This is a genomic window from Microtetraspora sp. AC03309 (assembly GCF_020826795.1).
In the GTDB taxonomy this organism is placed as follows: domain Bacteria; phylum Actinomycetota; class Actinomycetes; order Streptosporangiales; family Streptosporangiaceae; genus Microtetraspora; species Microtetraspora glauca.
Genome location: NZ_JADDIL010000055.1, coordinates 11,759 through 36,191, shown reverse-complemented (window position 1 = coordinate 36,191; position 24,433 = coordinate 11,759). Strand labels below are relative to the sequence as shown.

At 70.4% G+C, this 24,433-nt stretch carries 21 protein-coding genes and 1 pseudogene; 11 read left to right on the top strand and 11 right to left on the bottom strand.

Annotation, left to right across the window (positions count from 1 at the left end):
• Nucleotides 1–57: 57 nt before the first annotated feature.
• A complete protein-coding gene (locus tag IMZ11_RS28200; protein WP_228645445.1) occupies nt 58–924 on the top strand; it encodes a hypothetical protein in 867 nt (288 codons plus the stop codon).
• A gap of 6 nt (nt 925–930) precedes the next feature.
• On the opposite strand, the gene IMZ11_RS28195 is transcribed toward IMZ11_RS28200, so the two are convergent.
• The 3 genes from IMZ11_RS28195 to IMZ11_RS28185 form a co-directional block, all read right to left on the bottom strand.
• Complete coding sequence (locus IMZ11_RS28195) at nt 931–2,532, bottom strand: DHA2 family efflux MFS transporter permease subunit (protein ID WP_228645444.1); 1,602 nt, start codon at nt 2,530–2,532, stop codon at nt 931–933.
• Between the two features lie 59 nt (nt 2,533–2,591).
• Nucleotides 2,592–3,086 carry a MarR family winged helix-turn-helix transcriptional regulator gene (locus IMZ11_RS28190; RefSeq protein WP_228645442.1) on the bottom strand — a complete coding sequence of 165 codons (495 nt, stop codon included), beginning with the start codon at nt 3,084–3,086 and terminating at the stop codon, nt 2,592–2,594.
• Nucleotides 3,087–3,341: 255 nt separating this feature from the next.
• Nucleotides 3,342–3,956: a TetR/AcrR family transcriptional regulator gene (locus IMZ11_RS28185; RefSeq protein ID WP_228645440.1), complete on the bottom strand. Its 615-nt coding sequence runs from the start codon at nt 3,954–3,956 to the stop codon at nt 3,342–3,344.
• 71 nt (nt 3,957–4,027) lie between these two features.
• Here IMZ11_RS28185 and IMZ11_RS28180 point away from each other — a divergent pair, with 71 nt between their 5' ends.
• The 3 genes from IMZ11_RS28180 to IMZ11_RS28165 all read left to right on the top strand — a co-directional run bounded on the left by IMZ11_RS28180 (nt 4,028) and on the right by IMZ11_RS28165 (nt 9,437).
• Entirely contained in the window at nt 4,028–4,636 is a 609-nt protein-coding gene (locus IMZ11_RS28180; protein WP_228645438.1) for a peroxiredoxin-like family protein, read from the top strand.
• Nucleotides 4,637–5,015: 379 nt separating this feature from the next.
• Nucleotides 5,016–7,370: a GH1 family beta-glucosidase gene (locus tag IMZ11_RS46360; protein WP_308066852.1), complete on the top strand. Its 2,355-nt coding sequence runs from the start codon at nt 5,016–5,018 to the stop codon at nt 7,368–7,370.
• Nucleotides 7,371–7,526: 156 nt separating this feature from the next.
• Nucleotides 7,527–9,437: a HEAT repeat domain-containing protein gene (locus IMZ11_RS28165; protein WP_228645436.1), complete on the top strand. Its 1,911-nt coding sequence runs from the start codon at nt 7,527–7,529 to the stop codon at nt 9,435–9,437.
• A gap of 29 nt (nt 9,438–9,466) precedes the next feature.
• Here IMZ11_RS28165 and IMZ11_RS28160 read toward each other — a convergent pair whose 3' ends face one another.
• Nucleotides 9,467–10,423, bottom strand: coding sequence for an oxidoreductase (locus IMZ11_RS28160; RefSeq protein WP_228645434.1), 957 nt, complete (start codon nt 10,421–10,423; stop codon nt 9,467–9,469).
• A 29-nt stretch (nt 10,424–10,452) separates the two neighbouring features.
• Here IMZ11_RS28160 and IMZ11_RS28155 point away from each other — a divergent pair, with 29 nt between their 5' ends.
• Nucleotides 10,453–11,139 carry a TetR/AcrR family transcriptional regulator gene (locus tag IMZ11_RS28155; RefSeq protein ID WP_228645433.1) on the top strand — a complete coding sequence of 229 codons (687 nt, stop codon included), beginning with the start codon at nt 10,453–10,455 and terminating at the stop codon, nt 11,137–11,139.
• Nucleotides 11,140–11,243: 104 nt separating this feature from the next.
• Here the strand turns inward: IMZ11_RS28155 and IMZ11_RS28150 are convergent.
• Nucleotides 11,244–12,130: pseudogene (locus IMZ11_RS28150) on the bottom strand (IS701 family transposase).
• A gap of 258 nt (nt 12,131–12,388) precedes the next feature.
• On the opposite strand from IMZ11_RS28150, the gene IMZ11_RS28145 reads away from it, so the two are divergent.
• The 5 genes from IMZ11_RS28145 to IMZ11_RS46355 all read left to right on the top strand — a co-directional run bounded on the left by IMZ11_RS28145 (nt 12,389) and on the right by IMZ11_RS46355 (nt 18,003).
• Entirely contained in the window at nt 12,389–12,997 is a 609-nt protein-coding gene (locus tag IMZ11_RS28145; protein WP_228645431.1) for a TetR/AcrR family transcriptional regulator, read from the top strand.
• Nucleotides 12,994–13,194, top strand: coding sequence for a ferredoxin (locus IMZ11_RS28140; RefSeq protein ID WP_228645429.1), 201 nt, complete (start codon nt 12,994–12,996; stop codon nt 13,192–13,194). The genes IMZ11_RS28145 and IMZ11_RS28140 overlap by 4 nt, the downstream gene beginning before the upstream one ends.
• A gap of 1 nt (nt 13,195) precedes the next feature.
• Nucleotides 13,196–14,473 carry a cytochrome P450 gene (locus IMZ11_RS28135; protein ID WP_228645427.1) on the top strand — a complete coding sequence of 426 codons (1,278 nt, stop codon included), beginning with the start codon at nt 13,196–13,198 and terminating at the stop codon, nt 14,471–14,473.
• 303 nt (nt 14,474–14,776) lie between these two features.
• A complete protein-coding gene (locus IMZ11_RS28130) occupies nt 14,777–16,504 on the top strand; it encodes an NAD-dependent malic enzyme (RefSeq protein WP_228645425.1) in 1,728 nt (575 codons plus the stop codon).
• A 2-nt stretch (nt 16,505–16,506) separates the two neighbouring features.
• Nucleotides 16,507–18,003, top strand: a complete 1,497-nt coding sequence (locus tag IMZ11_RS46355) for a lyase family protein (RefSeq protein WP_228645423.1) — start codon at nt 16,507–16,509, stop codon at nt 18,001–18,003.
• 311 nt (nt 18,004–18,314) lie between these two features.
• Here IMZ11_RS46355 and bla read toward each other — a convergent pair whose 3' ends face one another.
• Nucleotides 18,315–19,292: a class A beta-lactamase gene (gene bla, locus IMZ11_RS28120; RefSeq protein WP_228645422.1), complete on the bottom strand. Its 978-nt coding sequence runs from the start codon at nt 19,290–19,292 to the stop codon at nt 18,315–18,317.
• A gap of 173 nt (nt 19,293–19,465) precedes the next feature.
• Here bla and IMZ11_RS45535 point away from each other — a divergent pair, with 173 nt between their 5' ends.
• A complete protein-coding gene (locus tag IMZ11_RS45535) occupies nt 19,466–19,600 on the top strand; it encodes a hypothetical protein (protein ID WP_255707236.1) in 135 nt (44 codons plus the stop codon).
• On the opposite strand, the gene IMZ11_RS28115 is transcribed toward IMZ11_RS45535, so the two are convergent.
• Genes IMZ11_RS28115 through IMZ11_RS28095 form a run of 5 tightly spaced genes read right to left on the bottom strand, consistent with a single transcriptional unit; the run spans nt 19,587 to nt 24,406 of the window.
• On the bottom strand, nt 19,587–20,663 hold the full coding sequence (locus tag IMZ11_RS28115; RefSeq protein WP_228645420.1) for a C45 family peptidase: 1,077 nt from the start codon (nt 20,661–20,663) through the stop codon (nt 19,587–19,589). The genes IMZ11_RS45535 and IMZ11_RS28115 overlap by 14 nt on opposite strands.
• Before the next feature lie 47 nt (nt 20,664–20,710).
• Complete coding sequence (locus IMZ11_RS28110; protein WP_082776430.1) at nt 20,711–21,553, bottom strand: ABC transporter ATP-binding protein; 843 nt, start codon at nt 21,551–21,553, stop codon at nt 20,711–20,713.
• Nucleotides 21,550–22,599 (bottom strand): ABC transporter ATP-binding protein, encoded by a 1,050-nt coding sequence (locus tag IMZ11_RS28105; RefSeq protein WP_228645418.1) that lies wholly within the window; start codon nt 22,597–22,599, stop codon nt 21,550–21,552. The genes IMZ11_RS28110 and IMZ11_RS28105 overlap by 4 nt, the downstream gene beginning before the upstream one ends.
• Complete coding sequence (locus tag IMZ11_RS28100; RefSeq protein ID WP_228645416.1) at nt 22,596–23,462, bottom strand: ABC transporter permease; 867 nt, start codon at nt 23,460–23,462, stop codon at nt 22,596–22,598. The genes IMZ11_RS28105 and IMZ11_RS28100 overlap by 4 nt, the downstream gene beginning before the upstream one ends.
• The gene (locus IMZ11_RS28095; RefSeq protein ID WP_228645414.1) at nt 23,459–24,406 is read right to left on the bottom strand and encodes an ABC transporter permease; all 948 of its coding nucleotides are present in this window, start codon (nt 24,404–24,406) and stop codon (nt 23,459–23,461) included. The genes IMZ11_RS28100 and IMZ11_RS28095 overlap by 4 nt, the downstream gene beginning before the upstream one ends.
• Nucleotides 24,407–24,433: the final 27 nt, after the last annotated feature.

The window sequence follows — 24,433 nt, the reverse complement described above, 5'->3', positions numbered from 1 at the left end:
TTCCGTGAAAGCGGCTGCGCTTTCTGCCGGCCGCACGAATCGCCGACGGAGCGGGGCGTGGGCCGCATATTCACGTTCGAGACGTTCGAAAGCCTGGACCACACGATCCAGTTGATCGCCGGTATTCCTCAGGTCAGCGCCGTGAATATCCTCCCCGCCGTCACGCGGGGGGCGGATCCGGGCTCGCGGAATCTCCGGCACGTCCCGCGGGATTCCCACAGCGCCGAGGTACGCGACCAGATGTGGCTCTTCGCGCGGAACACGATGCGCGCGTTGGGATACGTCGAGGGTCCTGTCTCCTCCATGCGCCGGTCGAGCCGGTCGGACCGGCGAAGTGACGAGTTCGAGCAGGTCGTTTCCCTGGGAGTCGGCATCTCGGCGTCCGGCTATCTGGACGGCCCTGACTGGGGAGCGCGGTACTACAACGCCCGCGATCCCCGGGACTACGCGGAGCGAATCGGTCGCAACCGGCTGGCCATCTGGCGTCTCGGCAGGTTGGACCGCACCGAACAGGTGCGCCGCACGATCATCGCCGGCCTGGCGAACCTGGAGGTCGGCGACCTGTTCGAGATCGAAGAGCGCTACGGCGTATCGATCGACGCCCTCTACGGTCGCGTCTTCAACGCCCTGCTCGAACTCGGTCTCATCGGCGTCGACACCGCACGCCGTGGAATCCGCCTCACCGAAGAAGGGCTCTGCCGCCTGGAGGAGATCACGTACTTTCTCGGCAGTGACCTCGTCAGGACGCCTGCGATGAACCGCCGTCGCCGGACGATCCCCACCATCGCACGGTCACCGTGCCGCGTAGGGACCGCCGACGGTTCGAGGCCTTCGTCGGCGAACAGGACGAGGCTTTCCTGCACCGGCTCAGGTGAACGCGTCCCTCTGCCATCCCGGCCGTCGGCGGGTCACCGCACCACGTGATCACGGTCAGTGCGCGGCCGGTACGTCGACGGGCGCCTGGCCGCGCCGTACGCCCAGGACCGCGGCGAGGGCGCCGGCGACGCACAGCACACCGGTGACGGTCAGCGCGGCGTGGAAGCCGTCGACGAACGCCTGGTTGCTCCCCTCGATGACGGCCGCCTTCAGGGTGGCCGGCATCGACGAGGAGACGGGGGCGACACCCTGGGCGACGGCGCTCACGGCCCCTTCCAGCTCGCGGGCCGTGACGGCGGGTGTGCCGGCGTCGGTGAGGGCCCCGAACAGGGCCGAGCCCGCCCTGCTCGCCAGAAGCGACGCCAGGACCGAGGTGCCCAGCGCGCCGCCCAATTGCAGTGCGGTGCTCTGCAGGCCGCCCGCGACGCCCGCGTCCTTGATGGGGGCGTTGCCGACGACGGCCTCGGAGGAGGCGGACATGACCATGCCGACGCCCAGGCCCAGCAGGACGAACCCCGGCCACAGGGAGTGGTAGGACGAGTCGACCGCCACCCCGAGCAGGGCGAAAGCGGCCCCGGCCTGCAGCGCCATGCCCAGCGGCATCGTCAGCCGGGGGCCGAAACGCTCGGTGAGCTTGGCGCCGATCAGCGGCGCGACGATGGAGGCGAGGCTGAGCGGGAGCGTGTAGACACCGGTCATCACCGCGCTGTATCCGCGGACGTTCTGCAGATAGAGCATCAGCAGGAAGATCACGCCGAGCAGCACGAAGAAGTTGAGTGCCGTGATCACCGTACCGACCGTCAGGGACGGATTCCGGAACAGCCGCATGGGCAGCAGCGGGTACCGGCGCCGGGTCTCGAAGAGGCAGAACCCGGCCAGGACGAGGACGCCGAGTCCCAGGCAGCCGAGCGTGGCGGCGGAGCCCCAGCCCCAGGTCTCCCCCTTGACCACGCCGAAGACCAGGATCAGCATGCCGAGCGCCAGCAGGGCCACGCCCACGACGTCGAATCGCTCCGCGCCGCCGTGCGGCCTGCTCCGGGGCAGCACGCGCAGGCCGAAGACGAGGCCGACGACGCCGATCGGCGCGTTGATGTAGAAGACCCACTCCCAGCTGACGTGTTCCACGAACAGCCCGCCGACGATCGGCCCCAGCGCGGTGGAGACGGACGAGACCATTGCCCAGATGCCGACCGCCATTCCGAACTTCGCCGGGGAGAAGACGGCGCGCATCAGCCCCAGGGTGTTGGGCATCATCAGCGCGGCGAAGAGCCCCTGGACCGCGCGGAGGGCGATGACTCCCTCGATCGAGCCGATCAGGCCGATGGCGACCGACGAGACGACGAAGCCGGCCATGCCGACGAGGAAGAAGGTACGGCGGCCGAACCGGTCCCCGAGCTTGCCGCCGAGGATCAGCAGGGCGGCGAGCGCCAGCAGGTAGGCGTTGGTCACCCATTGCAGCTGGGCCAGGGACGCGTGCAGATCGGCGCTGATGTACGGATTGGCGATGGACACCACACTGCCGTCGAGGCTGACCATGAACAGCCCGAAGCAGACGGCGGCGAGAGTGAACCAGGGGTTCAGGCGCGCGGGTGGTCGGGCGGGAGCCACGCCGTCCGTGGATGGAGCGATCTGACGGTCCACGGAGGGAGAAGTCATGAAGGGGTGGTTCCTTGTCGTTCGATACGGCTCTTGCGAGCTGGCGGCCGCCGGACGCGTCATCCGGTGGCGGGGTGAACCTGACGGAGCAAGGCGGTGAGGGCGGGCAGTGCCTGCCCGATGGCCGCGACCTCGTCGGCGCTCAGGGCGTTCAGACCGTCGCCGAGGACCGTCGACGTCAGGGCCTCCGCGATCGCGAAACGCCGGTCGGCCTCTTCTGTGGTGTGCAGATGCACGATGCGGCGGTCGGCGGGATCGGTGACCCGCTCCAACTGCCCCTGCCCGGCGAGCTGCGACACCATCGCGCTGACGTTGTTGGGCTTCATCAGCAGCTCGTCGGCCGCCTCGCGCACGGTGACGCCCGGCCGCTCCTTCACGAGCCGCACCAACGCGAGCTGCCCCTCGGGAAGCACGGGATGGGGGAACTCGATGTGCACCCGGCGCTCCACTGCCCGCAGGAGGCGGGGAAGCAGGGCGCCCAGCTGTGACACCACCTCGGGAGACACAAGGGCGGCGTGGTCGTCCGGGCTCGGCAGGGGGCTGGAGGAGGGCATGTCAGCAAATATAGGTATACGAAGATAGGTATGTCAAAATACCCAAAACCGCCGCCCCGGCGCCGAGGACCGGAATCCACCCGATCACCACCACGGACGCCGCGACCTGCCGAAAGGGGACCCGCCGACCGGGCCGCATCGTTGACGGCGACGCCTGGCCATGGCCCTCTGCCAGGACACCGACTACGTGCTGCCGGACGAGCCGACGCTCCGAGCGCCTCCACGCGTTCGAGCACAGGGATCAGGCCGCGGGTGTCACGTCTCCATGCCTCGCAACAGGGTGGCCAGTCCCCCGTGGAACTCCTCGTCGGCGTCGACGGCGCGAGCGCGCCTCGCCGTATCGGCCAGGTGGGGGAACTCGGTTCGCGACAGGTCGGCGATGCCCTCCGTGCCGGACCCCGCCAGGGACCCGAGGTGTTCGAGCTGGACGGCCCCGACGACGTAGGCGAGCAGGCAGCGCAGGGCGATGACGCGCTTCCGGCCGTCCAGGCCCGCTTCGGTGAGGATGCCGACCACCGATTCCGACCAGCGCATCAGACCGGCGGACCGGTGCCGGTGCGTGATGATCAGCGGAACGACCCCTGGGTGAGCGCCGACGCTGTCGCGCACACGGTGGACCAGGATCTCGATCCGCTCCTGCCAGGACCCGTCCGTGGCGGGCGGCGTGGTGTCGACGGCGCCGAGGACGGACTCGATGACGAGCTGTTCGAGTTCCTCCCGATCGTCGATGTACCGGTAGAGCGCCATGGTGCTCATCCCGACCTGTTGGGCGACCGCGCGCATCGACAGGCCGGCGAGCCCCTCGCGGTCGATGACGGCGAGGGCGGCCGAGGCCAACTGGGCCGGAGTGAGTGAACGCGGGCGTGGCATGACGCTTGAAAGCGTACGGCATACACCTATGATCGTAGGCGTATGCCGTACACCTAAAAGAGAGGTGCCCGATGAGTTCGTCCCGAACGGTGCTGGAGCCCGGGTCCTTACTTCCCGCCCGTGAGCTGACCGCGGTCTCCGGCCGTCCGGTCTCCATCCCCGACCCCGAGCGGATGATCCACCTGCAGTTCCGGCGGTTCGCGGGTTGCCCGGTCTGCAACCTGCACCTGCGCTCGGTGGTGCGGCGGCACGACGAGATCGAGGCGGCCGGAGTCCGCGAGGTCGTGGTCTTCCACTCGCCCGCCGAAGAACTGGCCGAGCACACCGCCGACCTGCCGTTCCCCCTGATCGCCGATCCCGGCAAGCGGCTGTACGTCGAGTTCGGCGTGGAGTCGGCGCCCCGCTCGCTGCTCGACCCCCGGGTGTGGGGTCCGATCGTCCGCGCGGCCACGCTGAGCACGTGGGCGATCCTGCGCGGCCGGGAACGCGCACCGGCGGCCATGCCTCATGGCGGCCGCCTCGGCCTTCCCGCCGACTTCCTGATCGGCCGCGATGGGCGGGTGCTCGCCGCGAAGTACGGCGAACACGCCTACGACCAATGGCCCGTCGACGAGCTGCTCGACCTGGCGTCCCATGCGCCGACGCCGACGAGAGAGGGGCCGTCCCCCGACGCGACCTGACGCGATCGACCGCACTGCGGCGGCCCGACGTCATGAGGTGGCGGACTGCGGCTTCGACACGTGTACCGGCCGGGCATGATGTGGCGGCAGTGGCGGCGGGCGCCACTGTCGGCGCCACTGTCGGCGCCACTGCCGGCGCCGCTGTCGGCGCCGGGCCCATCCAATGATCGATACTGCGCCGCAGGGCGATGACAGCCGAGGTTCCGGCCCTCGCCACCAGCCCCGATCCGATCACGTCGGTGAGGTGATGGCCGCCGAGACACACGCGCGCGAACGCCCGCGCGGCCACGAGAGCGAACGACCCCTCCACCTGAGTGGCGGCGCCGACGTGCGACGCGGCAGACTGAGCGCTCACCGAGACATAGGGGGATTCGCATAGATGGGCACCGCTTCGTTCCCAGAGAACTTCGTCTGGGGAGTGTCCACGTCCGCGTTCCAGATCGAGGGCGCCACCGACCAGGACGGCCGAGGACCCTCCATCTGGGACAGATTCGCGGGCGAGGCGTACGGCGACCCCGCCTGCGATCACTACGTGCGCTATCCCGAAGACGTCCGGCTGATGCAGGACCTGGGCATCGCCGCCTACCGGTTCTCGGTGAGCTGGTCGCGGGTGCTCCCGGAGGGGCGCGGCCGGGTCAACGACCCGGGGCTCGACTTCTATGACAGGCTCGTGGACGAACTGCTGCGGGCGGGCATCGCCCCCTACGCCACCCTGTACCACTGGGACCTGCCACAGGCGCTCCAGGACCGCGGGGGGTGGACCTCCCGTGACACGGCCCTCCACTTCGCCGACTACGCCGGCCTCGTGTACGACAGGATCGGCGACCGCGTGGACACCTGGTTCACGTTCAACGAGCCATGGGTCGCCGCCTTCCTCGGCCACGCCTCAGGAGTGCACGCCCCGGGCCGGCAGTCGGCGGCCGACGCCTTCGTCAGCTCCCACCACATGCTGCTCGCTCACGGACTGGGCCTGGAGGCGCTGCGCGCGCAGGGCGCCGCCAGAGCCGGCGTCGTGCTGAACATCTCGCCCGTTCTCACTCCCGCGCAGCTCGGTGACATGTCCCTCGACCTCCCGGAGGAGGACGCCGAGGCGGTGGCGAGGATCGACGCCCTGCACAACCGGCAGTTCCTGGACCCGGTGCTGCGTGGCCACTACCCCGCCGATCTGCTGCCCCTGGTCGAGAAGATCGCGGGGCTCGGCCACATCCACGACGGAGACCTCGACCTCATCGGCCGGCCCATCGACCTGCTCGGCGTCAACTACTACACGCCCATCGTGGTGCGGGCCCAGCCCAGCACCCCGGCCGACCCGGCGTTCCCGGGCAGCGAGGGCGTCCTGTTCTGCAGCGTTCCCACGGCCGTCACCGCGATGGGCTGGCCCATCATGCCGAACGGCCTCTCCCTGGTCCTGCGGCGCCTGTCGGAGGAGTACCCCGAGACCGAACTGATGATCACCGAAAACGGCGCCGACTTCGTCGACGTCGTGGCCGGCGACGGCATCCACGACCTCGACCGGATGAGCTTCGTCGAGGAGCACCTGCGCGCCCTGCGGGCCTCGCTCGACGAGGGCGCCCGGGTCCGCGGCTACCTGCTGTGGTCGCTGCTCGACTGCGTCGAATGGGCGGACGGCTACCGGCGCAAGTTCGGCATCGTCCACGTCGACTTCACCACGCAGCGGCGGCTGCTCAAGGACAGCGCCCTGTGGTACCGCGACGTCATCAAGCGCAACGGGCTCGGCGCCGAACGGCCGAAGCGGCCCACTCTGGAGACCGTCGCCGCCCGCGCCGGCGTCTCCCGGGCCACGGTCTCGCGGGTCGTCAACAGCGAGGCGGCGGTCAGCCCCGAGGCGCGCGCCGCCGTGTTGCGCGCCATCCAGGAGCTGGGCTACGTACCCAACGCCGCCGCGCGGAGCCTCGTCACCCGGCGGACCGACTCGGTGGCGCTCGTCCTGTCCGTCCCCCGGCACGGCGGCGACCCGCTGATCTCCGCCGTCGTCCAGTACGTCACCAGCGTCCTGGAGGGGGCGGGCAAGCAGATCACGCTGATGCTCGCCGACACGGCCGAGAGCCATCGGCGCATCATCAGGCACGTGGAGGCGAGGCAGGTGGACGGGGTCGTCCTCGTCCCCCCGGACGGTCCCGACACGCTGGCCGAGCGGCTCGCGCGTACCGGTGTGCCGATCGTGCTGCTCGGCCGGCCCGCCATCGCCTCCCTCGTGCCCTACGTGGAGGTGGACAACACGGGTGGCGCCAAGGCCGCGACCCGGCACCTCCTCGACCGGGGACGCCGCCGCATCGGCGTGATCTGCGGGCCCATGGACCTCGTCGCCGTACAGGACCGCCTCGCCGGGCACCTGGCCACGCTCCACGAGGACGGGCTGCGACCGGCGATCGCGCTCGCCGGCCTGGACAGTCGGTCGGGCGTCACGGCGGCCCGCGAGCTCCTGTCCGGCCATCCCGACCTGGACGCCGTGTTCGCCACCTCCGACGAGCTGGCGATCGGCGCGCTGGAGGCGGCACGTGAGGCGGGGCTGCGGGTGCCCCAGGATCTGGCGATCGTGGGCTTCGACGACATCCACGCCGCCTCCTGCACGACCCCGCCGCTCACCACCGTCCGGGCGCCCACCGCGGACCAGGCCCTCGCCCTGTCCCGCCTGCTCCTGTCCCGCCTCGACGGCCGCCACACCCCCCTCGTCGTCGTTCCCACTCGCCTGGTGGTCCGCGACACGACGTGACCCCCGCCGTCGAAGAACAGGCCGGGCGGAAGAAGCACCTTGGCGGGTGGTCGCAAGCGTGCCGTAAGTGATCTCCCCTATTCATGATCCACCACCGATCACGCCGTGAGCGGGGCCGGGACACGTAGGGGAGATCGAGATGAGTGAAGCGATTCGATGAGCTACTTCGACTGGCAGGACCTCGTCGAGCACTTCGGCTCGATGACGTACGAAGCGGGTTCGAGGACCGTGGAGGCGATCGACACGCTCACCGACGACCTCGGCATGGCGTACGTGCCGAGCGACCTTCCGGACACCATCAGGGAGGACTGGGCCGAACGGGTGCAGGCCGCGGCGGACGCCGGAGTTCCCGCGCTGCTGGCCCGCCTCGACCACCCCGACCCCGAGATGCGGCGCATCGTGACCTTCGTCCTGGCGTACATGGACGGGGACGAGGAGCTGGCCGCGGCGCTGCGGGCGCGGCTCGACCCCGAGTCCGACCCGGCCACGAAGGTCGGCCTCCTGGCCGCGCTGGCCCGCCACCCGGGCGAGCACGCGTTCCTGCGGGCGCTGACCGCCGCCGCGCATCCGGCCGTGACACGTTTCGGCGCCGCGTTCGGGCTGGTGCTGCAGCGCAAGGAGTGGTTCGGAGACGACAAGGACGTCACCTCCGGCAGCGACCTCGATGACCAGACCATCGATGCGCTGACCCTCTTCGTCAGGGACGAGGTCGAAGAACCCCTGTGCGAGCTCGCCTGGGCGGAGCCGGAGTGGAACTCCACCTTCCACGCCGTGAGCGAGCTGCTCCGATGGATCCCGGACGCGGAGATCCGCTGGGCGGCCCGAATGCTCGACCTGCTGCGAAGCGGCGAATGCTCGAACGAGTGGGCCGACAACTGCTGCTGGAAGGCGATCAAGGGTGTGCACCCTCAGCACCCGCTGGCCGAGCCGCTCGGACGACAGGTCGCGGACCTGCTCACGCACCCCGACCCCACGCTACGGAAGGCGGCGCTCGAGAACATCGGGAGCTGGATCCGCGATTCGGACGACCCGGCCGCCGCCGGTTACGTCGACCGGGTGGCCGCGGCGCTGTCCGATCCGGACCTGCCCGCCATCGCGCTCGACGTACTCGTGGAATGCGGCGACGAGCGATGCGTGCCTGTCTTGCGGCGGCTGCTCTCCCTGCCCATCGACGAGACGGCGGAGAAGCTGCTGTCCGGCGCCGCTCCGTTCGCTGACGCGTTGCTGCCCGCCGTACGGGCACGGTTGGTGAAGGGGATCGACCAGTTCGAGCTGCTCCGCCTGCTCGGGGCGATCACCACGTGGGGCGAGCCGATGCGGGCCGCCCTGCCGGAGCTGACCGCGATGATCACGCCTACGCACAGCCCCGAGTTGTGGGATCAGAACGTCATGCGTCTGTGCATGGCCATCGGCAGGCTCGGTGCGCCGGCGGCCGACCCTGCGACGGTCGAGGCACTGCGTTCCGTGGCGACCGGACCCTCTCTGCACCAGCGGCTGTGGGCCATCAGCGCCCTGAAGGCCATCGGTCACCCCACCGACCACATCGTGACGTTGCTGCTCGGGGTCATCGCCGACAACCCGGCCCGGTCACCCGAGCCCGGGGGACGGGTGAGCACCTTCACTGATGCCATGGCCTGTGACGACCTCTGCCGTCTGGGCCCGAGCGCAGGGCGGGCCGAGCCGGTGCTACGTGCGCTGCTGGACGAAGGCGGTGAGACGGCGGGAATCCGCTCAAAAGTGGCATGGACCCTGTGGAAGGTCACCCATGATGCCCAGACCGCCGTCCAGGTGTTGCTGGAGCAGATCGATGTCGTGGACCGGCCAGAGCACGAGCTCGGCTACCTGAGCTGGATGGGCGCCGCTGCCGAGTCCGCGCTCACCGTGTTGGACGTGCTGCGGGAGGGTACGGGCGCGACAGCCCGGCAGGCGGGATTCACCGCCGCCGCCATCCGCCGAGCGATCCACGAAGCCCCGCAACAGACCGGTGCCGAGGCCGACCTCGGGCCCGCCGGTGTCCGCCCGCTCCGCAACCCCGATGAGCCGGACCGGGAGGAGGACATCCTGTAGAGGGGGTCGGCGTTGTACCCCGATGAACGCTATGGCAGGTGTGTCGCTCTGGCGGCGGATAGGGCGTAGGTGACGCCGGTAAGCCGTTCGGACATCTGCCAAAGGCGAGCGGCTGTGACGGTGTCGCGGATGGCGCGCTCGCGAGTTCGACGAGTGGGCTCGCCACGCAGTTGCAGTACACCGTTGGGAACGATGTAGCTGCCGCCGGGCAGGTCCGGCACGGTCGCTGCGTGCAGGGAGGTCTTTGCCCCTTCCGGGGTGGGACGGAAGGCCACGCGCACCATCAGGCGCGTGAGGGTCGCATACAGCCGTCCCCTGCTGCTGTTGGCGCCGCCGGTGAGCACGTTCGTGCGGGTGAGTCCAGGTGCGACGGCCATGCTGCGGAGCTTCTGCCCGGCGGCGTCGGCTCGGCGCTGCAGCTCCATCGCGAAGTAGAGGTTGGCCCGCTTGGACTGCACGTAGGCGAACGCCGTGCGGTAGCGGCGTTCGGCGTTGAGGTTCTCCAGGTCGAAGCGGGCGAAGCGCTGACCTTCGCTGCTGACGGTGACCACCCGTGGATCGGGCGCGGCGAGCAGGTGCGGCAGGAGCAGGCCGGTCAGGGCGAAGGTGCCCAGGTGGTTGATGCCGAACTGCGATTCGAACCCGTCGGCGGTCCGGACGTAGGGCACCATCGCCACTCCGGCGTTGTTGACCAGCAGATCAAGCCGACCGCGGTCCCAGCCGGCGGCGAACTCCCGGATGGAGGCCTGACTGCCCAGGTCCAGACGCCGCAGTTCCAGGTGAGCGCCGGACAGCTCATCCTGCATGCGGGCGAGGGCGGCCTGGCCGCGTCTGGGGTCACGGCAGGCCAGCACGACATGCGCGCCATGGCGGGCCAGCTCACGGGCGGTGACGTAGCCGATGCCGCTGTTGGCTCCGGTCACTACCGCGACCCGTCCGGTCTGGTCGGGGATGGCGTGGAAGGTCCAGGGGCGAGAGTTACGCATGATGTGCCACCTCAAGGGGACGCGGATGAATGTATCGCAACTCTGAGTTGCGATACATTCACCTTGTCATCGCCCTGCGGATATCGCAACTTGGAGTTGCAATGCAGTCTGATCAACCCTCTGCCCGGCCGATCGGCCGCGGCGCCAAAGTACGCGCCGCCGTCCACGCCGCCACGCTCGCCGAACTCGTGGACAAGGGCTATGCCGCGTTGAGCGTCGAGAACGTCGCACAACGCGCCGGGGTCCACAAGACGACGGTCTACCGGCGCTGGAAGGATCGCGAGAGCCTGCTCACCGATGCCCTAGCCGAGCACATGGCGATGGACATTCCCGTTCCCGACACCGGAGCAATCGAGACCGACCTGCGAGCGCTGGCACGCTCGATCGTCCAGACGTTCACCAGCCCGACCGGGCAGGCCATCCTCGCCGCAATGTTCACCGGAGCAGCTCATCTCCCGGAGATCGCCGCAGCACGGCGCCAGGTGTTCGACGACCGCCTCGCCAGAGCCGAACCCGTAGTCACACGCGCCATCCAGCGCGGTGAACTTCCCGGAGACACCGATCCCGCCGAGCTGCTGAAGACCTTGGCCGCGCCGATCTACCTGCGCCTGCTCATTACCGCCGATCCAGTCGACCAGACGACCGCCGACCAGGCAGTGCACGTCGCCCTGACCGCCGCGCGCGGCGGCGCCCTGCGAACAGATCGCGGCCGCTAGTAGGACTTTGTTAGGTCGTCATGGTGGGCGTTGGTGACAGGTGGGGCATCGGCCTGCCCAGGTCGCCAGTAGCACCTGGAGCATGTGGAGGATCGTGTAGAAGGTCAGGCCGCCCCAGCTGCTTTCGGGCTGGTCAAGCGCAGTTCGGTAAGGAACAGGTGTGCGGCCGAGACCAGGGTGACGTGGCGGCGCCAGCCGGTGAAGGAGCGGCCTTCGAAGTGGGTGAGGCCGGGTCCGGTCTTCAGTTCGCGGTAGTCATGCTCGATCCGCCAGCGGATCTTGGCCAGTCGTACCAGGTTCCGCAGCCGGATATCAGCCGGCAGGGTGGACAACCAGTAGTCGGTGGGCTCGCTCTCGCCGGGAGGCCATTCGGCCAGCAGCCAGCACTCGGGCAGCCGGCCGTCCTCACTGCGAGGGATGTCGCGGTTGGCCGGGCGCACCCGCAAGGCGATGAACCGGGAGGTCATCTTCGCGGTGGGGTTGCCCTTGGTGTGCTTGCTGCCGTATCGCCATGTCACCCGGCGCAGCCGGGAACGGCCCGCGGACATCACCAGTTCACGCAGGTTGGACGGTTTGGTGCGGTACCTGGCAGTCGGCCGGCGGCCCGTCCCCGCATACGGTGTCGTCTCCGGCAGGACATCGGCGGCGCGGGCGCTGGTGGTGCCCTTGACGCCCACGATGTAGGGGATGTCCCGCGCGCTCAGGCCGAGCCGCAGCGCGGTGATGTCCCCGTACCCGGCATCGGCCACCACCAGCGGTGGCACATGCCCCCAAACCGCGAGTTCATCGAGCATGTCCAGAGCGAGTTGCCACGTGGGGCGGTGCCGCTCCTCGTCGGGAATCTGGCAGCGCCGACGGCGCTGGGCGGTCCGGGCCGCCTCAGCCGCTCCGCCATCGGCACCATCGACTTACGCCGACCGTCCAGCATCAACCCACGCAGGTACAACCCTCCGTTGGACCGCTGCTCCCGACGGGCGAAAGAGGTGAACACCTCACCCGCGAAGTGTCTCCCCGGTGATCAGCGCGGTACGGCGACGACGACCGGCCGGCGGGGTCGCCGAGGATATCGCCACGTTCTATCGGGTGTGGCGGCCTCGTGAATGACTCCGGGAGTGACGTTTCCCTGCCTCGGCGGCGGTCTCCGCTGGGCTTGCCGGCGCTGAGGGGGGCGGATGGCCGTGTTCATGACCGTTCCCCGTCGCGAGATCACACTCTTGACGAGTCAATTGAATGATCTTTTAATTCCCGCATGGGACGTATCGCGGGCGTCACCGCCGCCGAGACCCGGGAGAGGCTGGTGAGTGCGGCGGCGGACGCGTTCGCCGAGCGAGGCTACGATGGCACGCGGGTGGCCGACATCGCGGCGGCCGCCGGAGTGAGCAACGGAGCGTTGTACGCGCACTTCGGCTCGAAGGCCGAGCTGCTCGTGGTCGCCCTGCGCACGAACGGGCCCCGCCTGCTCGCCGAGTTGCTCACCGCCGATCCCGACCGGTCGGTCGCGGACCTGCTGGTCAGCATCGGCCGCCGCCTGCCCCGCCGCCGCGATCCCCGCGGCTACCTCATCGTCGAGGCGCTGGTCGCCGCCCGCCGCGACGAGGACGTAGCCCGGCCCATGCGCCGCTATGTCGGCGAACGCGCCGACCGGCTCGCCGGGCTGGTCGGCGTCGCCCAGGCGGGCGGCGAGCTGGACCCCGCGCTGTCGCCCGGCGCGCTGGCCCACCTCTGCCTCCTGCTCGCCTTCGGCAGCGCGCTCGTCACCCCCGACCTGCACGCGGTCGACGACCAGGAGTGGACCGCGCTGCTGGACCGCGTCCTGGCCGCGCTCACACCCCCTTCCCAGAACGGAGCACCAGAGTGAGAGTCCAGATCGACCCTGAACGCTGCCAGGGCCACGGCCGCTGCTACGACCTGGCCCCCGACCTGTTCACCGAGGACGAGGAGGGTTACGGGCAGGTACTCGCGGACGGCGTCGTGCCGCCGGACCAGGAGCACGACGCCCGCAGAGCCGTGTCCAACTGCCCCGAACGAGCGATGACCCTTCTCCAGGATGCGTGACATGACCGCCGACGAGCGATTCGTACAGGACTTCCGGCGCGCGGAGACCGACCCGCCCCTCGGCACGCGCAACGAGATCGTCACCGGCCCCGTCTCGGACTGGGCGACGGACTTCTCCCACCTGGAGGCCGAGTGGGCCGCCGACCCGTACACGATCCAGGACGAGCTGCGGCAGCGCTGCCCGATCGCGCACACCGACCGGTTCGGCGGTGGCTGGTTACCCACCCGCTACGAGGACGTCGCCGAGATCGCCTACGACACCGAGCGCTTCTCCTCCCGAGCGGTCATCATGGGCAACTTCCGACCGCCCCGGGAGCTGGCGCCGGTGGGCAGCACACCGCCGATCTCCTCCGACCCACCGTTCCACCACGACGCGCGCAAGCTGCTGCTTCCGGCGTTCACCAGAAGCGCGGTCGCCAGGCGGGAGGAGGCGACCGAAGCGTTCTGCCACTCGCTCATCGACACTTTCGAGGGGCGGGACGTCGTCGACGCCGCCCGCGACTACGCCCAGCACATCCCGGTGCGGGTCATCGCCGACATGCTCGGCTTCCCACCCGACGACGGGCCGCGGTTCCGCGAGTTCGTCGAGAACGCGCTCGAAGGCGTCAACCTGCCCGCGGAGCAGCGTACGGAACACATGGCGACGCTGTTCGACTACCTGCTGGAGCAGATCCGCGACCACGTCGACAATCCCCGCGAGGACCTGACGACCTACCTCATCGAGGCCGAGCTGTACGGGCACAAGCTCGCCCCCTCCCACGTGGCGGGGACGATGGCCCTGCTGCTCGTCGCCGGCATCGACACGACGTGGAGCGCGATCGGCGCGTCGTTGTGGCACCTGGCGAAGACTCCGGCCGACCGGGAGCGCCTGGTCGCCGACCCGGCACTGCTGCCGGGCGCGATCGAGGAGTTCCTCCGCGCCTACGCGCCGGTCACGATGGCGCGGCTGGTGAAGAATGACATGCACTGGCGCGGCGTCGGCATGAAAGCCGACGACTGGGTCCTGTTGTCGTTCCCGGCCGCCAACAGGGACCCGGCGCAGTTCGAGCGAGCGGACGAGGTCGTCATCGATCGCGAGGTCAACCGGCACGCCGCGTTCGGTCTGGGCATCCACCGCTGCCTGGGCTCGCACCTCGCGCGCATGGAGCTGCGGGTCGCCCTCGAGGTCTGGCTGAAGCGGATCCCGGCGTTCGATCTCGCCGATCCGGCGGCCGTCACCTGGGCCACCGGCCAGGTCCGCGGGCCGCGCGCGCTGCCCGTTCGCATCGCCCCCAGGTGACGGCCCCGAGAGCGGGCGCCGACGCACTTCCTCTTGGCGGTCACGCGGCCCTCTCCACCCAGGGCCGCTGACCTCCAGGCCCGTGAAGCAGCCCCGGAGGAACGGCATTCGACGATTGGCTCAGGCCGACGCCTTTACGGTGTAGATCACATCATGGGCACCTCTCCAGGGGTGTCAAATCAAGCCTTAGGCAGGCTTAGGGCGGGCTTGGCGCGGCCGGCGGTTCCTGCGGGCAGGGGCAGATGGACAGGCGAGCGACACGCCCCTCGCGCGTCGCGGGCGATGTGAAACGCCGGAGGCGGAATGCGAACCGAGAAGAACCAGCGGCCGACCGGTGCCAACCGGATCTTCGAAGAGACGGACGAGGGGTACCTCACCTCCGCACGTGGCCTCGAGGTGCTGCGAGAGCCCCTGCTGAACAAGGGGACCGCGTTCACCGTCGAGGAACGCGACGAACTCGAACTGCACGGTCTGCTGCCGTCGGCCGTGGAGACGATCGACCAGCAGGCGCGCCGGGTGTACGCCCAATACCAGGCACAGGCGAGCGACCTGCTGAAGAACATCTACCTGGAGGCCCTGCGCGACCGCAACGAGGTGTTGTACTACCGGGTGCTGTCCGATCACCTGCGGGACATGCTGCCGATCGTCTACGACCCCACGGTCGCCCAGGCCATCAAGAACTACAACCACGAATACCGGCGGCCCCGGGGCGTCTACCTGTCCGTCGACAACGTGGACGGCGTCGAGCGCGCCTTCACCGACCTGGGGCTGGGCCCGGACGACGTGGACCTGGTGGTGGCCTCCGACGCCGAGGAGATCCTGGGCATCGGCGACTGGGGAGTCGGCGGCGGCGCCGGGATCACGGCCGGCAAGCTCGCCGTCTACACCGCCGCGGCCGGGATCGACCCGGCACGCGCCGTCCCGGTGGCGCTCGACGTCGGCACGGACAACGAGGGCCTGCTGAACGATCCCGGCTATGTCGGCAACCGGCACGCGCGGGTACGCGGACGACGCTACGACGACTTCGTCGACGCGTACGTCGCCGCCGTCACCCGGATGTTCCCGGGCGCCCTGCTGCACTGGGAGGACTTCGGCCCGTCCAACGGACGGCGGATCCTGGAGAAGTACACCGGCCGCATCCCCACCTTCAACGACGACATGCAGGGGACCGGCGCGATCGTGCTGGCCGCCATGCTAGGCGCCGTCCGGGTGTCAGGGACGCCGATGCGCGACCAGCGGATCATCGTCTTCGGCGCGGGCACCGCCGGCATCGGAATCGCCGACCAACTGCGGGCGGCCATGGTGCGGGACGGCCTGGATCCGGGCACCGCCATCCGGCGGATCTGGCCCGTCGACAAACAGGGCCTGCTCCTCGACGACATGACCGGCCTGCGGGACTTTCAGACGCCGTACGCCAGGCCCGCCGAGGAGGTGCGCGGCTGGAAGCGGGACGGTGGCATCGGCCTGCCGGAGGTGGTCGAGCGGGTCAAACCGACGATGCTGCTCGGCACCTCGACCGCGCACGGCGCCTTCACCGAGCAGATCGTGCGCGCGATGGCGGCGGGCGTCGACCGGCCCGTCATCTTCCCGATCTCCAATCCCACGGAGCGGATCGAGGCGATGCCCGCCGACCTGCTGCGCTGGACCGACGGCCGTGCCCTGATCGCCACCGGCATCCCGGTCAACCCGATCACCTACGGCCGGATGACCTACGCGATCGCGCAGGCCAACAACGCGCTGCTGTACCCGGGATTGGGGCTGGGAACGATCGTGTCCCGCGCGCGGCGGGTCAGCGACGGCATGCTCCAGGCGGCGGCCGAGGCCGTGGGCGGCAGGGTGGACGTGACGGCTCCGGGCGCGTCGCTGCTGCCTCAGGTGGAGAACCTGCGGGAGGTGTCGGCGACCGTCGCGGTCGCGGTCGCCGAGCAGGCCGCGAGGGAGAACCTGGCCCGCGCCGATCTCAAGGACCCGGTCCAGCAGGTTCAGGACGCGATGTGGCAGCCGGTGTACAGGCGGGTCAGGGGGCGGTAGCCGTGACCGCGGACGATCGACGCGCCGGCGCGGGGCCGCCCGTCCGGGACGTGCCCATCGGGCTCACGGGCTCCGGCACCCGCACCGAGACCGACTCCATCGGCGAGATCGAGGTGCCGGCCGACCACTACTGGGGCGCGCAGACCCAGCGCTCGCTGATCCACTTCGACATCGGGGATGACCGCATGCCGAAGGAGGTCTACCACGCGTACGGCTACATCAAGAAGGCCGCGGCGATCGTCAACGGCGCGGCCGGTCGGTTGCCCCGGTGGAAGGCCGACCTCATCGCGCGCGTCGCCGACGAGGTGATCCGCGGCGACCTCGACGCGGAGTTCCCCCTGTACGTCTGGCAGACCGGCTCGGGGACGCAGTCGAACATGAACGTCAACGAGGTGATCTCCAACCGGGCGATCCAGCTTGTCGGAGGCGAGCTCGGCAGCAAGCACCCGGTACACCCCAACGACCACGTCAACATGGGGCAGTCGTCCAACGACACCTTCGTCACAGCCATGCACATCGCCGCCGTCCAGATGATCGAGACGCGGCTGCTGGCGGCGTCGGGCCGGTTACGCGACGCCGCCGAGACCAAGAGCCGTGAGTGGGAGAATGTGGTCAAGATCGGCCGTACCCATCTCGAAGACGCGACCCCGCTCACCGTCGGTCAGGAATGGTCGGGATACGCCGCCCAGCTCGCCGACGCGATCGATCATCTCAGCGGTACGCTGGCCGGACTGTACCGGTTGGCGATCGGCGGAACGGCGGTGGGCACCGGCCTGAACGCGCCTCCCGGATTCGGGGACGAGGTCGCCGCGCGGATAGCCGACCTCACCGGGCGCCCGTTTGTCAGCGCGGCCAACAAATTCGCCGCCCAGGCCTCCTGCGACGCTCTGGTTCGCGCGTCGGCGGCCGTACGCGCGCTGGCGGTGCCGCTGTTCAAGTTCGCCAACGACATGCGCTGGCTGGGATCGGGGCCGCGCACCGGCCTGCACGAGCTGATCCTGCCCGCCAACGAGCCGGGATCGTCGATCATGCCGGGTAAGGTCAACCCCACCCAGGCCGAAGCGATGCTGATGGTCGCCGTTCAAGTCATAGGAAACGACACCGCGGTCTCGTTGGCCGGAGCCGAGGGCAACTTCGAGCTCAACGCCTTCCGCCCGATCATCATCAACAATGTCCTGCATTCGGTGCGGATCCTGTCAGACATGATCGACCACTTCCGCACCTACCTCGTCGAAGGCGTCCGGCTCGACACCGCGAAGCTCAAGGACGACGTCGACAGGTCCATCATGATGGTGACCGCGCTCAGTCCGGTCGTCGGCTACGACAGGGCCGCACGGATCGCCCATCGCGCGCTGGATGAGGACCTCACGCTCAGGGACGCCGCCCTCAGGTCGGGGGTCAGCGAACATCTGTACGACCAGATCGTCATAGCCGAACGGCTCACCCGGCCCGGAGTCGCCGGACAGGACAGCGGCCACGAACCCCCGAAGAAGGCCTGACCCCCGACAGCATCACCATGACCGCCACCTTCGCCGGCCGCCCATGCCGCCGATGTCGAAGCCCTTGTCCCCTGACACGAGCATGTCCGGCTTCAGCAGGTACGGCAGGCGCCGGGGTCAGGGCGCTCGACACGAGCCTGGTCACCGCGTCCTTCTCGCAGGATCTGTGGTATCGCGATCCCAAGGCGACGCCGGGCGACCTCGTCGTGGTCTTCCACGAACCGGGCAACGGCTCCGGCCTCCTCGTCCGCCTGCTGCGAGGGACATGGCGGCGGCCGCGCGGAGTAGCGCGCCCACGCCCCCGGCGGGGGTCAGAGCAGGCCGAGGGCCCGGGCCAGTGCGGTGGCGGTGGACGCGATCACCTTCTCGTCGGCGGCGACGCCGTTGGTGCTCCGGTTGGTGAAGATCGAGATGATGATCGGCGCGGAGGATCGGGGTGGCCAGGCGATGGCGATGTCGTTCGCGGTCCCGTAGTTCCCCGAGCCGCCGGTGCCGGTCTTGTCGCCGATCGTCCAGTCCTTGGGGAGGCCGGCCCGGATCCGCTCATAACCGGTGACGGCGCCGCGGAGCCAGCCGATCAGCCGCTTCCTGTCCCTGGCGTCGAGCGCGTCGCCCACGGTGAGCCGGGACAGGCTGCCCGCGGCGGCCGCGGGGGTGGAGGTGTCGCGCTTCTCGCCGGGCTTCCACCTGGTGAGGTGGGGTTCGTAGCGATCGAGCCGGCTCACCGGGTCCCCCAGGGAGCGGAAGTACTCGGTCAGCCCCGCGGGACCGCCGATCTGCTTCAGCAGCAGGTTGCCCGCGAGGCCGTCGCTCTTGGTGACCGCCGCGCGGCAGAGCTGCGCGAGGGTCATGCCCGTGCCGGTGTGCTCCCTGGTCTCCGCCGAGTTCGGCAGCACCTCGCTGGGCTTCCAGCGCTGTACCCGGCCGAGGAGGCCGGGGTCGGTGTCGCGCGCCTTGCGGAGGACCGCGGCGCACGCGTACGCCTTGAACATGGAGTTGAAGGGGAAGCGCTCGTTCGCCCGGTAGCCGACGGCCTTGCCCGTGCCCAGGTCGATCGCCACCGCTCCGACGCGTCCCTTGTACGACGCTTCGAGTGCCCGAAGCTTGCGCCGGAGACCGGCGTCCGGGGTGATCCGGATGGGAACCGCAATGCTGTCCTGGACAACGGGGGTCGGGGTGGTCTGGGCGGGAACCGCGCCGCTGGCCCGGGCAGCGGAGGGCGCGGCACCCGTCTGGGTGACGGGCGCGCTCGTTCCGCAGGCGGACGCGAGCAGAGAGGACGTCGTCATCACCGCGACACCCAGCCGGGACGGCAGCGGGATATCCCGTCGGAATTGAAATCTCATCCGGGGAAGCAGAGCAGAGATCGACCACGCGTGTCCAATATCGATACGAGGAATCGATCGATACGGAAGCGGGTATCGCCGCCCGGGCGCGATACCCGCGCCGCCTGATCGGCCGCTTGATCGACGGTTACCTGCTCGGCCGCCGCGGCCGCACGCTCGGCCCGCGCGACACGACACAGGCCGTCGTCACCGCGTACGGGACGGGGCTGGTCGTGCCGCGCTCCCGCGGTCCGAGGATCAGCGTGCGCTGATCGTCGTCCAGGTCGACGGCCGGGCCGTGCACGGGCCGCCGTCGTGCAGCATGAGCCGGCCGGCCTCGGGATCGACCGCGATCGTGGCCAGTGTCGCCCACCGCGCGCCGAGCTTCGCGTCGACCGGCGGATGGCAGCAGACCTCGGCGTCGTCGCCGTGATGGGCGGTGAGCAGCGCGGCGATGTCGTCGGCGTCGTCGAGGCGGTGGCCGTCCCGCAGCCTTTCGTTCAGCAGGCGCGACCGGTCATACGTCTCGGGTTCGGCCCGTCCGCGGAACTCGCCCGCGGCGAGTGCCGGGTCGATGAAGTGGTTGGTGTGCACGAGCCGGCCGGTCTCGTCCGGCGGGATCACCGCCACGCCGGCGGGGCTGAGTTCGACGCACGCTGCCCGGTCCGCGGTCACGACGGTCACGACGGTGGAGGCGGACACCGGGGCCCCGCTCAGGATGTCGATCGCGTCGGCGAACGACTCCGCGCCGCCCAGCACCCTGCGCGCGACGAGGTGGACCGGTACGCCGTGCGCACCGTCGTCCATGTGGCCGAGAATGTTGAACAGCACTCCGACCCCGGCCTCGTTCACGCCGATCTTCGCGAGTATGCCGTACTCGGTGATGCCGGTGAAGCTCACCGTGTCACCGCGCACCGACTGGACGTGCCATCCGTCGGCCAGTTCCTCGTGCCAGTCCCACGTCTGGCCGCCCAGGGAGCGTGGGCCGGTGCGGACCACGGTGGAGCACTCGCCCCCGCGGGGCGTACCCGCCACGGCGAGGATCTCCGTACGCGCGTTGAGCGCGGCGACCACCCACAACGGCACGCCCGCCCCTTCGGCGACTCCCTCGATCTCCTCGGCCAGCTCGGGTGACCAGGCGCTCGTCGCGGCGAGGCACCGCAGGGCGAGCGCGGGGACGTCGAGCGTCACGCCCCGGGCCGCCGCGGCGACCTCGAAGAGCTCGGAGTACGTGCGCCACGTCCGCGCGATCTCGGCACCGGTCCGGCGGCCGCGGTCGTGGCCGCGCCGCCTCGGGTCGGTTCCCTCCACCCGCAGATGCGTACGGGGGCTCACTGGTGCACCATCCTCCTGTCCGTGGTCATCATGTGTGGCAGGGAGACTCACGTCTCCACCTCCGCGAGGTCGCTGCCGTTGGAAAGCCGCGGCCGCCATCCCGGTCGCGGCGCGCTGTCGCGAAGCAGCACGGTGTACGGGTGCCGTGGATGGTCGAGCACCTCGGATGTGCTTCCACGCTCGACGATCCGGCCCTGTCGCATGACGACGACCTCCTCGCTCACCTGCCGGACGACGGACAGGTCATGGGTGATGAACAGGTACGTGAGCCGCCGGGCCCGCCGGATCTCGGCCAGCAGGTTCAGGACCTGCGCCTGCACCGAGACGTCCAGCGCGGCGACGGCCTCGTCCAGCACGAGGACGCGTGGTTCTGCGGCGAGCGCCCGCGCGATCGCGACCCGTTGCTGCTGCCCGCCGCTGAGCTCGCCGGGCAGCGCCCGGGCGTGCGCGGGTCGCAGCCCGACCTGGTCGAGCAGTTCGTCGACCCGGCGGCGCGCGTCCGCGCCGGTGACCCGGTGATGGGCCGCCAGCACCTCTCTGATCGCCGCCTCGACCGTGCGGCGGCGGTTCAGCGACCCGTTCGGGTCCTGGAAGACCATCTGGATGTCCCGGGCGCGGGATCGCCGCTCCGCCCGGCGCGGCCGCTGCGCCACCGGGCGCCCGGCGAGGACGACGTCTCCGGCGTCCGCTCGTTCGAGACCGACCAGGACCCGCGCGAGGGTCGTCTTGCCCGATCCCGACTCCCCCACCACCGCGAGGCAGCTTCCGTCGGCGACGCTCAGGCTGACGTCGTCGAGCGCGCGTACCGTGCGGCGCCGACGGCCCCGGCCGACGGCGAACTCCTTGCGCAGCCCGCTGATCTCGATGACGTTCCCGCCGGTCGTGCTCACGTCGTCGCCTCCGTTTCCCTGTCCCGGACCGGTTCGCCCGTTGTCTCGCCGGTCGTCTCGCCGGTCGTCTCACCGGCCAGCTCGTCGGCCAGCTCGTCACTGCGCAGGCAGCGGGTGGCACGGCCGGCGTGGTGGACCAGCGCGGGCTCGTCCCGCTCGCAGCGGGACACCGCCCACGGACAGCGGGCCGCGAAGGCGCAGCCTCCCCCGACCTCGTACGCGGCGATGGGCCGGCCGGGGATGACGGGAAGCTCCGAGGCCCTCGCGGTGATGCTGGGCCGGGAGTCGAGCAGCAGGCGCGTGTACGGATGTCTCGGCGCCGCGTGGAGCTGCGCGGGCGTCGCGATCTCGACGATCTCCCCGGCGTACAGCACCGCAATCCGGTCGCACACGGCCGAGGCCAGTTCGAGGTCGTGGGTGACGAAGAGCATCGCCATCCCGTGCTCTCGGCGTTGCCCGTCGAGGATGGCCATGACCTCCGACTGCGTGGTCACGTCGAGTGCCGTGGTGGGCTCGTCCGCCAGCAGCAGCCGCGGGGAGCTCGCCACCGCGGCGGCGATGACGACCCGCTGCAGCATCCCGCCGGACAGCTGGTGCGGGTAGGACCCCATGCAGCGGTCCACGTCGGCGATCCCGACCCGCGCGAGCAGGTCACGCGCCCGGCGGGTGGCCGCGTCCCGGCTCTCCCCCCGCGCGTCGCAGAGCCCTTCGACGAGGAACCGCGAGACGCGGAGCACTGGGTTCAACGCGGCCCTGGGGTTCTGGCTGATCATGGTCACGTCGTTGGCGCGTACCCGGCGTAGGGCGGCGGCATCGAGCCCCCGCACATCCGCGCCGTCGAGCAGCACCCGGCCCGTCACGCGAGCTCCCGGAGGCTCGGTGCGCAGAACGGTGCGCAGCGTCATGGACTTGCCCGACCCGGATTCACCGACGAGACCGAGGGCCTCGCCGGGCGCGAGGGACAGGGAGACGCCCCGCAGGAGCGCCCGGTCCCCGCGCTTCGACGGCAGGTCGAGGCGGACATCGTCGAGTTCGAGGACGTTCACGCGCGGCCACCCGCCTTCCGGCCACCGAGCCGTTCGCCGATGACGCTGAACGCGGCGACCGCGACGACGATGCACACGCCGGCGTACATGCTCTGCTGGGGGTGGCCCTGGAGCAGGGAGTCCTTCCCCTGAGACACCATCAGTCCCCAGTCGGCGGTCGGCGGCTGGACGCCGAGGCCCAGGAACGACAGCGCGGCGAGGTCGATCATCGCGTACCCGAAGTTGATGGCGGCCCCGGTGAGGATCTGCGGCGCGATGTTGGGCAGGATGTGCCGCAGGCTGACGACCGCCCCCGACAACCCCTGGAGCTCGGCCGCCTGGACGTAGGCGAGCCGCCTCTCACGCAGCGCGACGCTGCGCAGCACGCGGGCACTGTAGGGCACGTACGCGATCGCGAGCGCGATCGTGACCTGCGCGAGCCCGGTCCCGAACACCGCGACGGCGAGGATCGCCAGCAGCAGGTTCGGGAAGGCGAAGAGCAGGTCGAGGACGCGGCCGAGGAACGCGTCGACGTGCCGGCCGAACCAGGCGGCGACGAGCGCCAGCAGGGTGGCGCCCCCGCCGGCGAGCAGGACCACGACGGCGGCGCCGAGCAGGCTGGTCCGCGCGCCGTACAGGAGCCGGGCGAGCAGGTCCCGACCCGACTGGTCGGTGCCGAGCAGGTGTTCGGCGCTGGGACCCTGATAGCGCTCGATGACGCTGCCCACGGCCGGATCGTGGGACGTGATCAGAGGTGCGCACAGCGCGGCCAGTGTGATCAGGGCGATGACCACGGCGGCGGCGATGCCGAGCGGGCCGAGCCGTTCGGCCAGGTCGCCGCCGCGCCGGCGGGCCGCCGGACGGGCGAGGGTCTCCGCGCTCACGCGCTCTCACCTCCGAACTGGACACGCGGGTCGATCACCGCGTAGAGGACGTCGATCACCAGGTTGACCAATCCGAACACCGCGACCAGGACGAGCGCGATGGCCTGCACCACGGCGAAGTCCTTCTGCTGCACGGAAATGATGAGCATGGCGCCGATGCCGTCGAGGGTGAAGGCGTGCTCGACGACCGCCGCGCCGGCGACGAGTGCGGCGATGTTCACCCCGACGATCGTCGTCACGGGCAGCATCGCGTTGCGGACGATGTGCCGGCGCGCCACGACGCGCCAGGGCACGCCGCGCGCCAGGGCGACGGAGACGTGCTCCGCTCCGCGTTCCTCCACGACGGCGGTGCGCGTGATCCGGGCGACCACGGCGGCCGCCGGGAGCGCGAGCGCCACGGCGGGCAGCGTCAGATGCGCCATGCGATCGGCGAACCCGGCGCCGGCTCCGAAGACGGGGAACCAGCCCAGCGTCACGGAGAACATGCTCATGAGCAGGACGGCCGCGAAGAACGTGGGGATCGCGAATCCGACGCTCGATCCGAGCAGGACGGCGGTGTCGAAGGCGCCGCCCCTCAGACCGGCGATCGCCCCCACGAGGACGCCGAACACCACGATGATGACGGCGGCGTACAGGGTCAGCCACAGGGTCGTCGGGATCCGGGACAGCAGCAGCGACGCGACGTCCTGGCGGGTCGTGAGGGACTCGCCGAGATCCCCGGTGAGCACGCCGCTCAGCCAGTTCCAGTAACGGAGCAGGAAGGGATCGTCCAGGCCGTACTGCGCCCGGATCGACGCGAGGACCTCGGGACTGACGGTCCGGCCCTGGACGAGGAAGCTCTCGGGCGTGCCCGGGGCGGCGTACATCGCCGCGAAGATGAGGAAACTTGAGATGAGGAGGGTGGCGGCCAGCGCACCGAGCCGCCGGATAACGAAGCGCAGCACATTGCCTCCGATCAGGAGGTCAGGGGC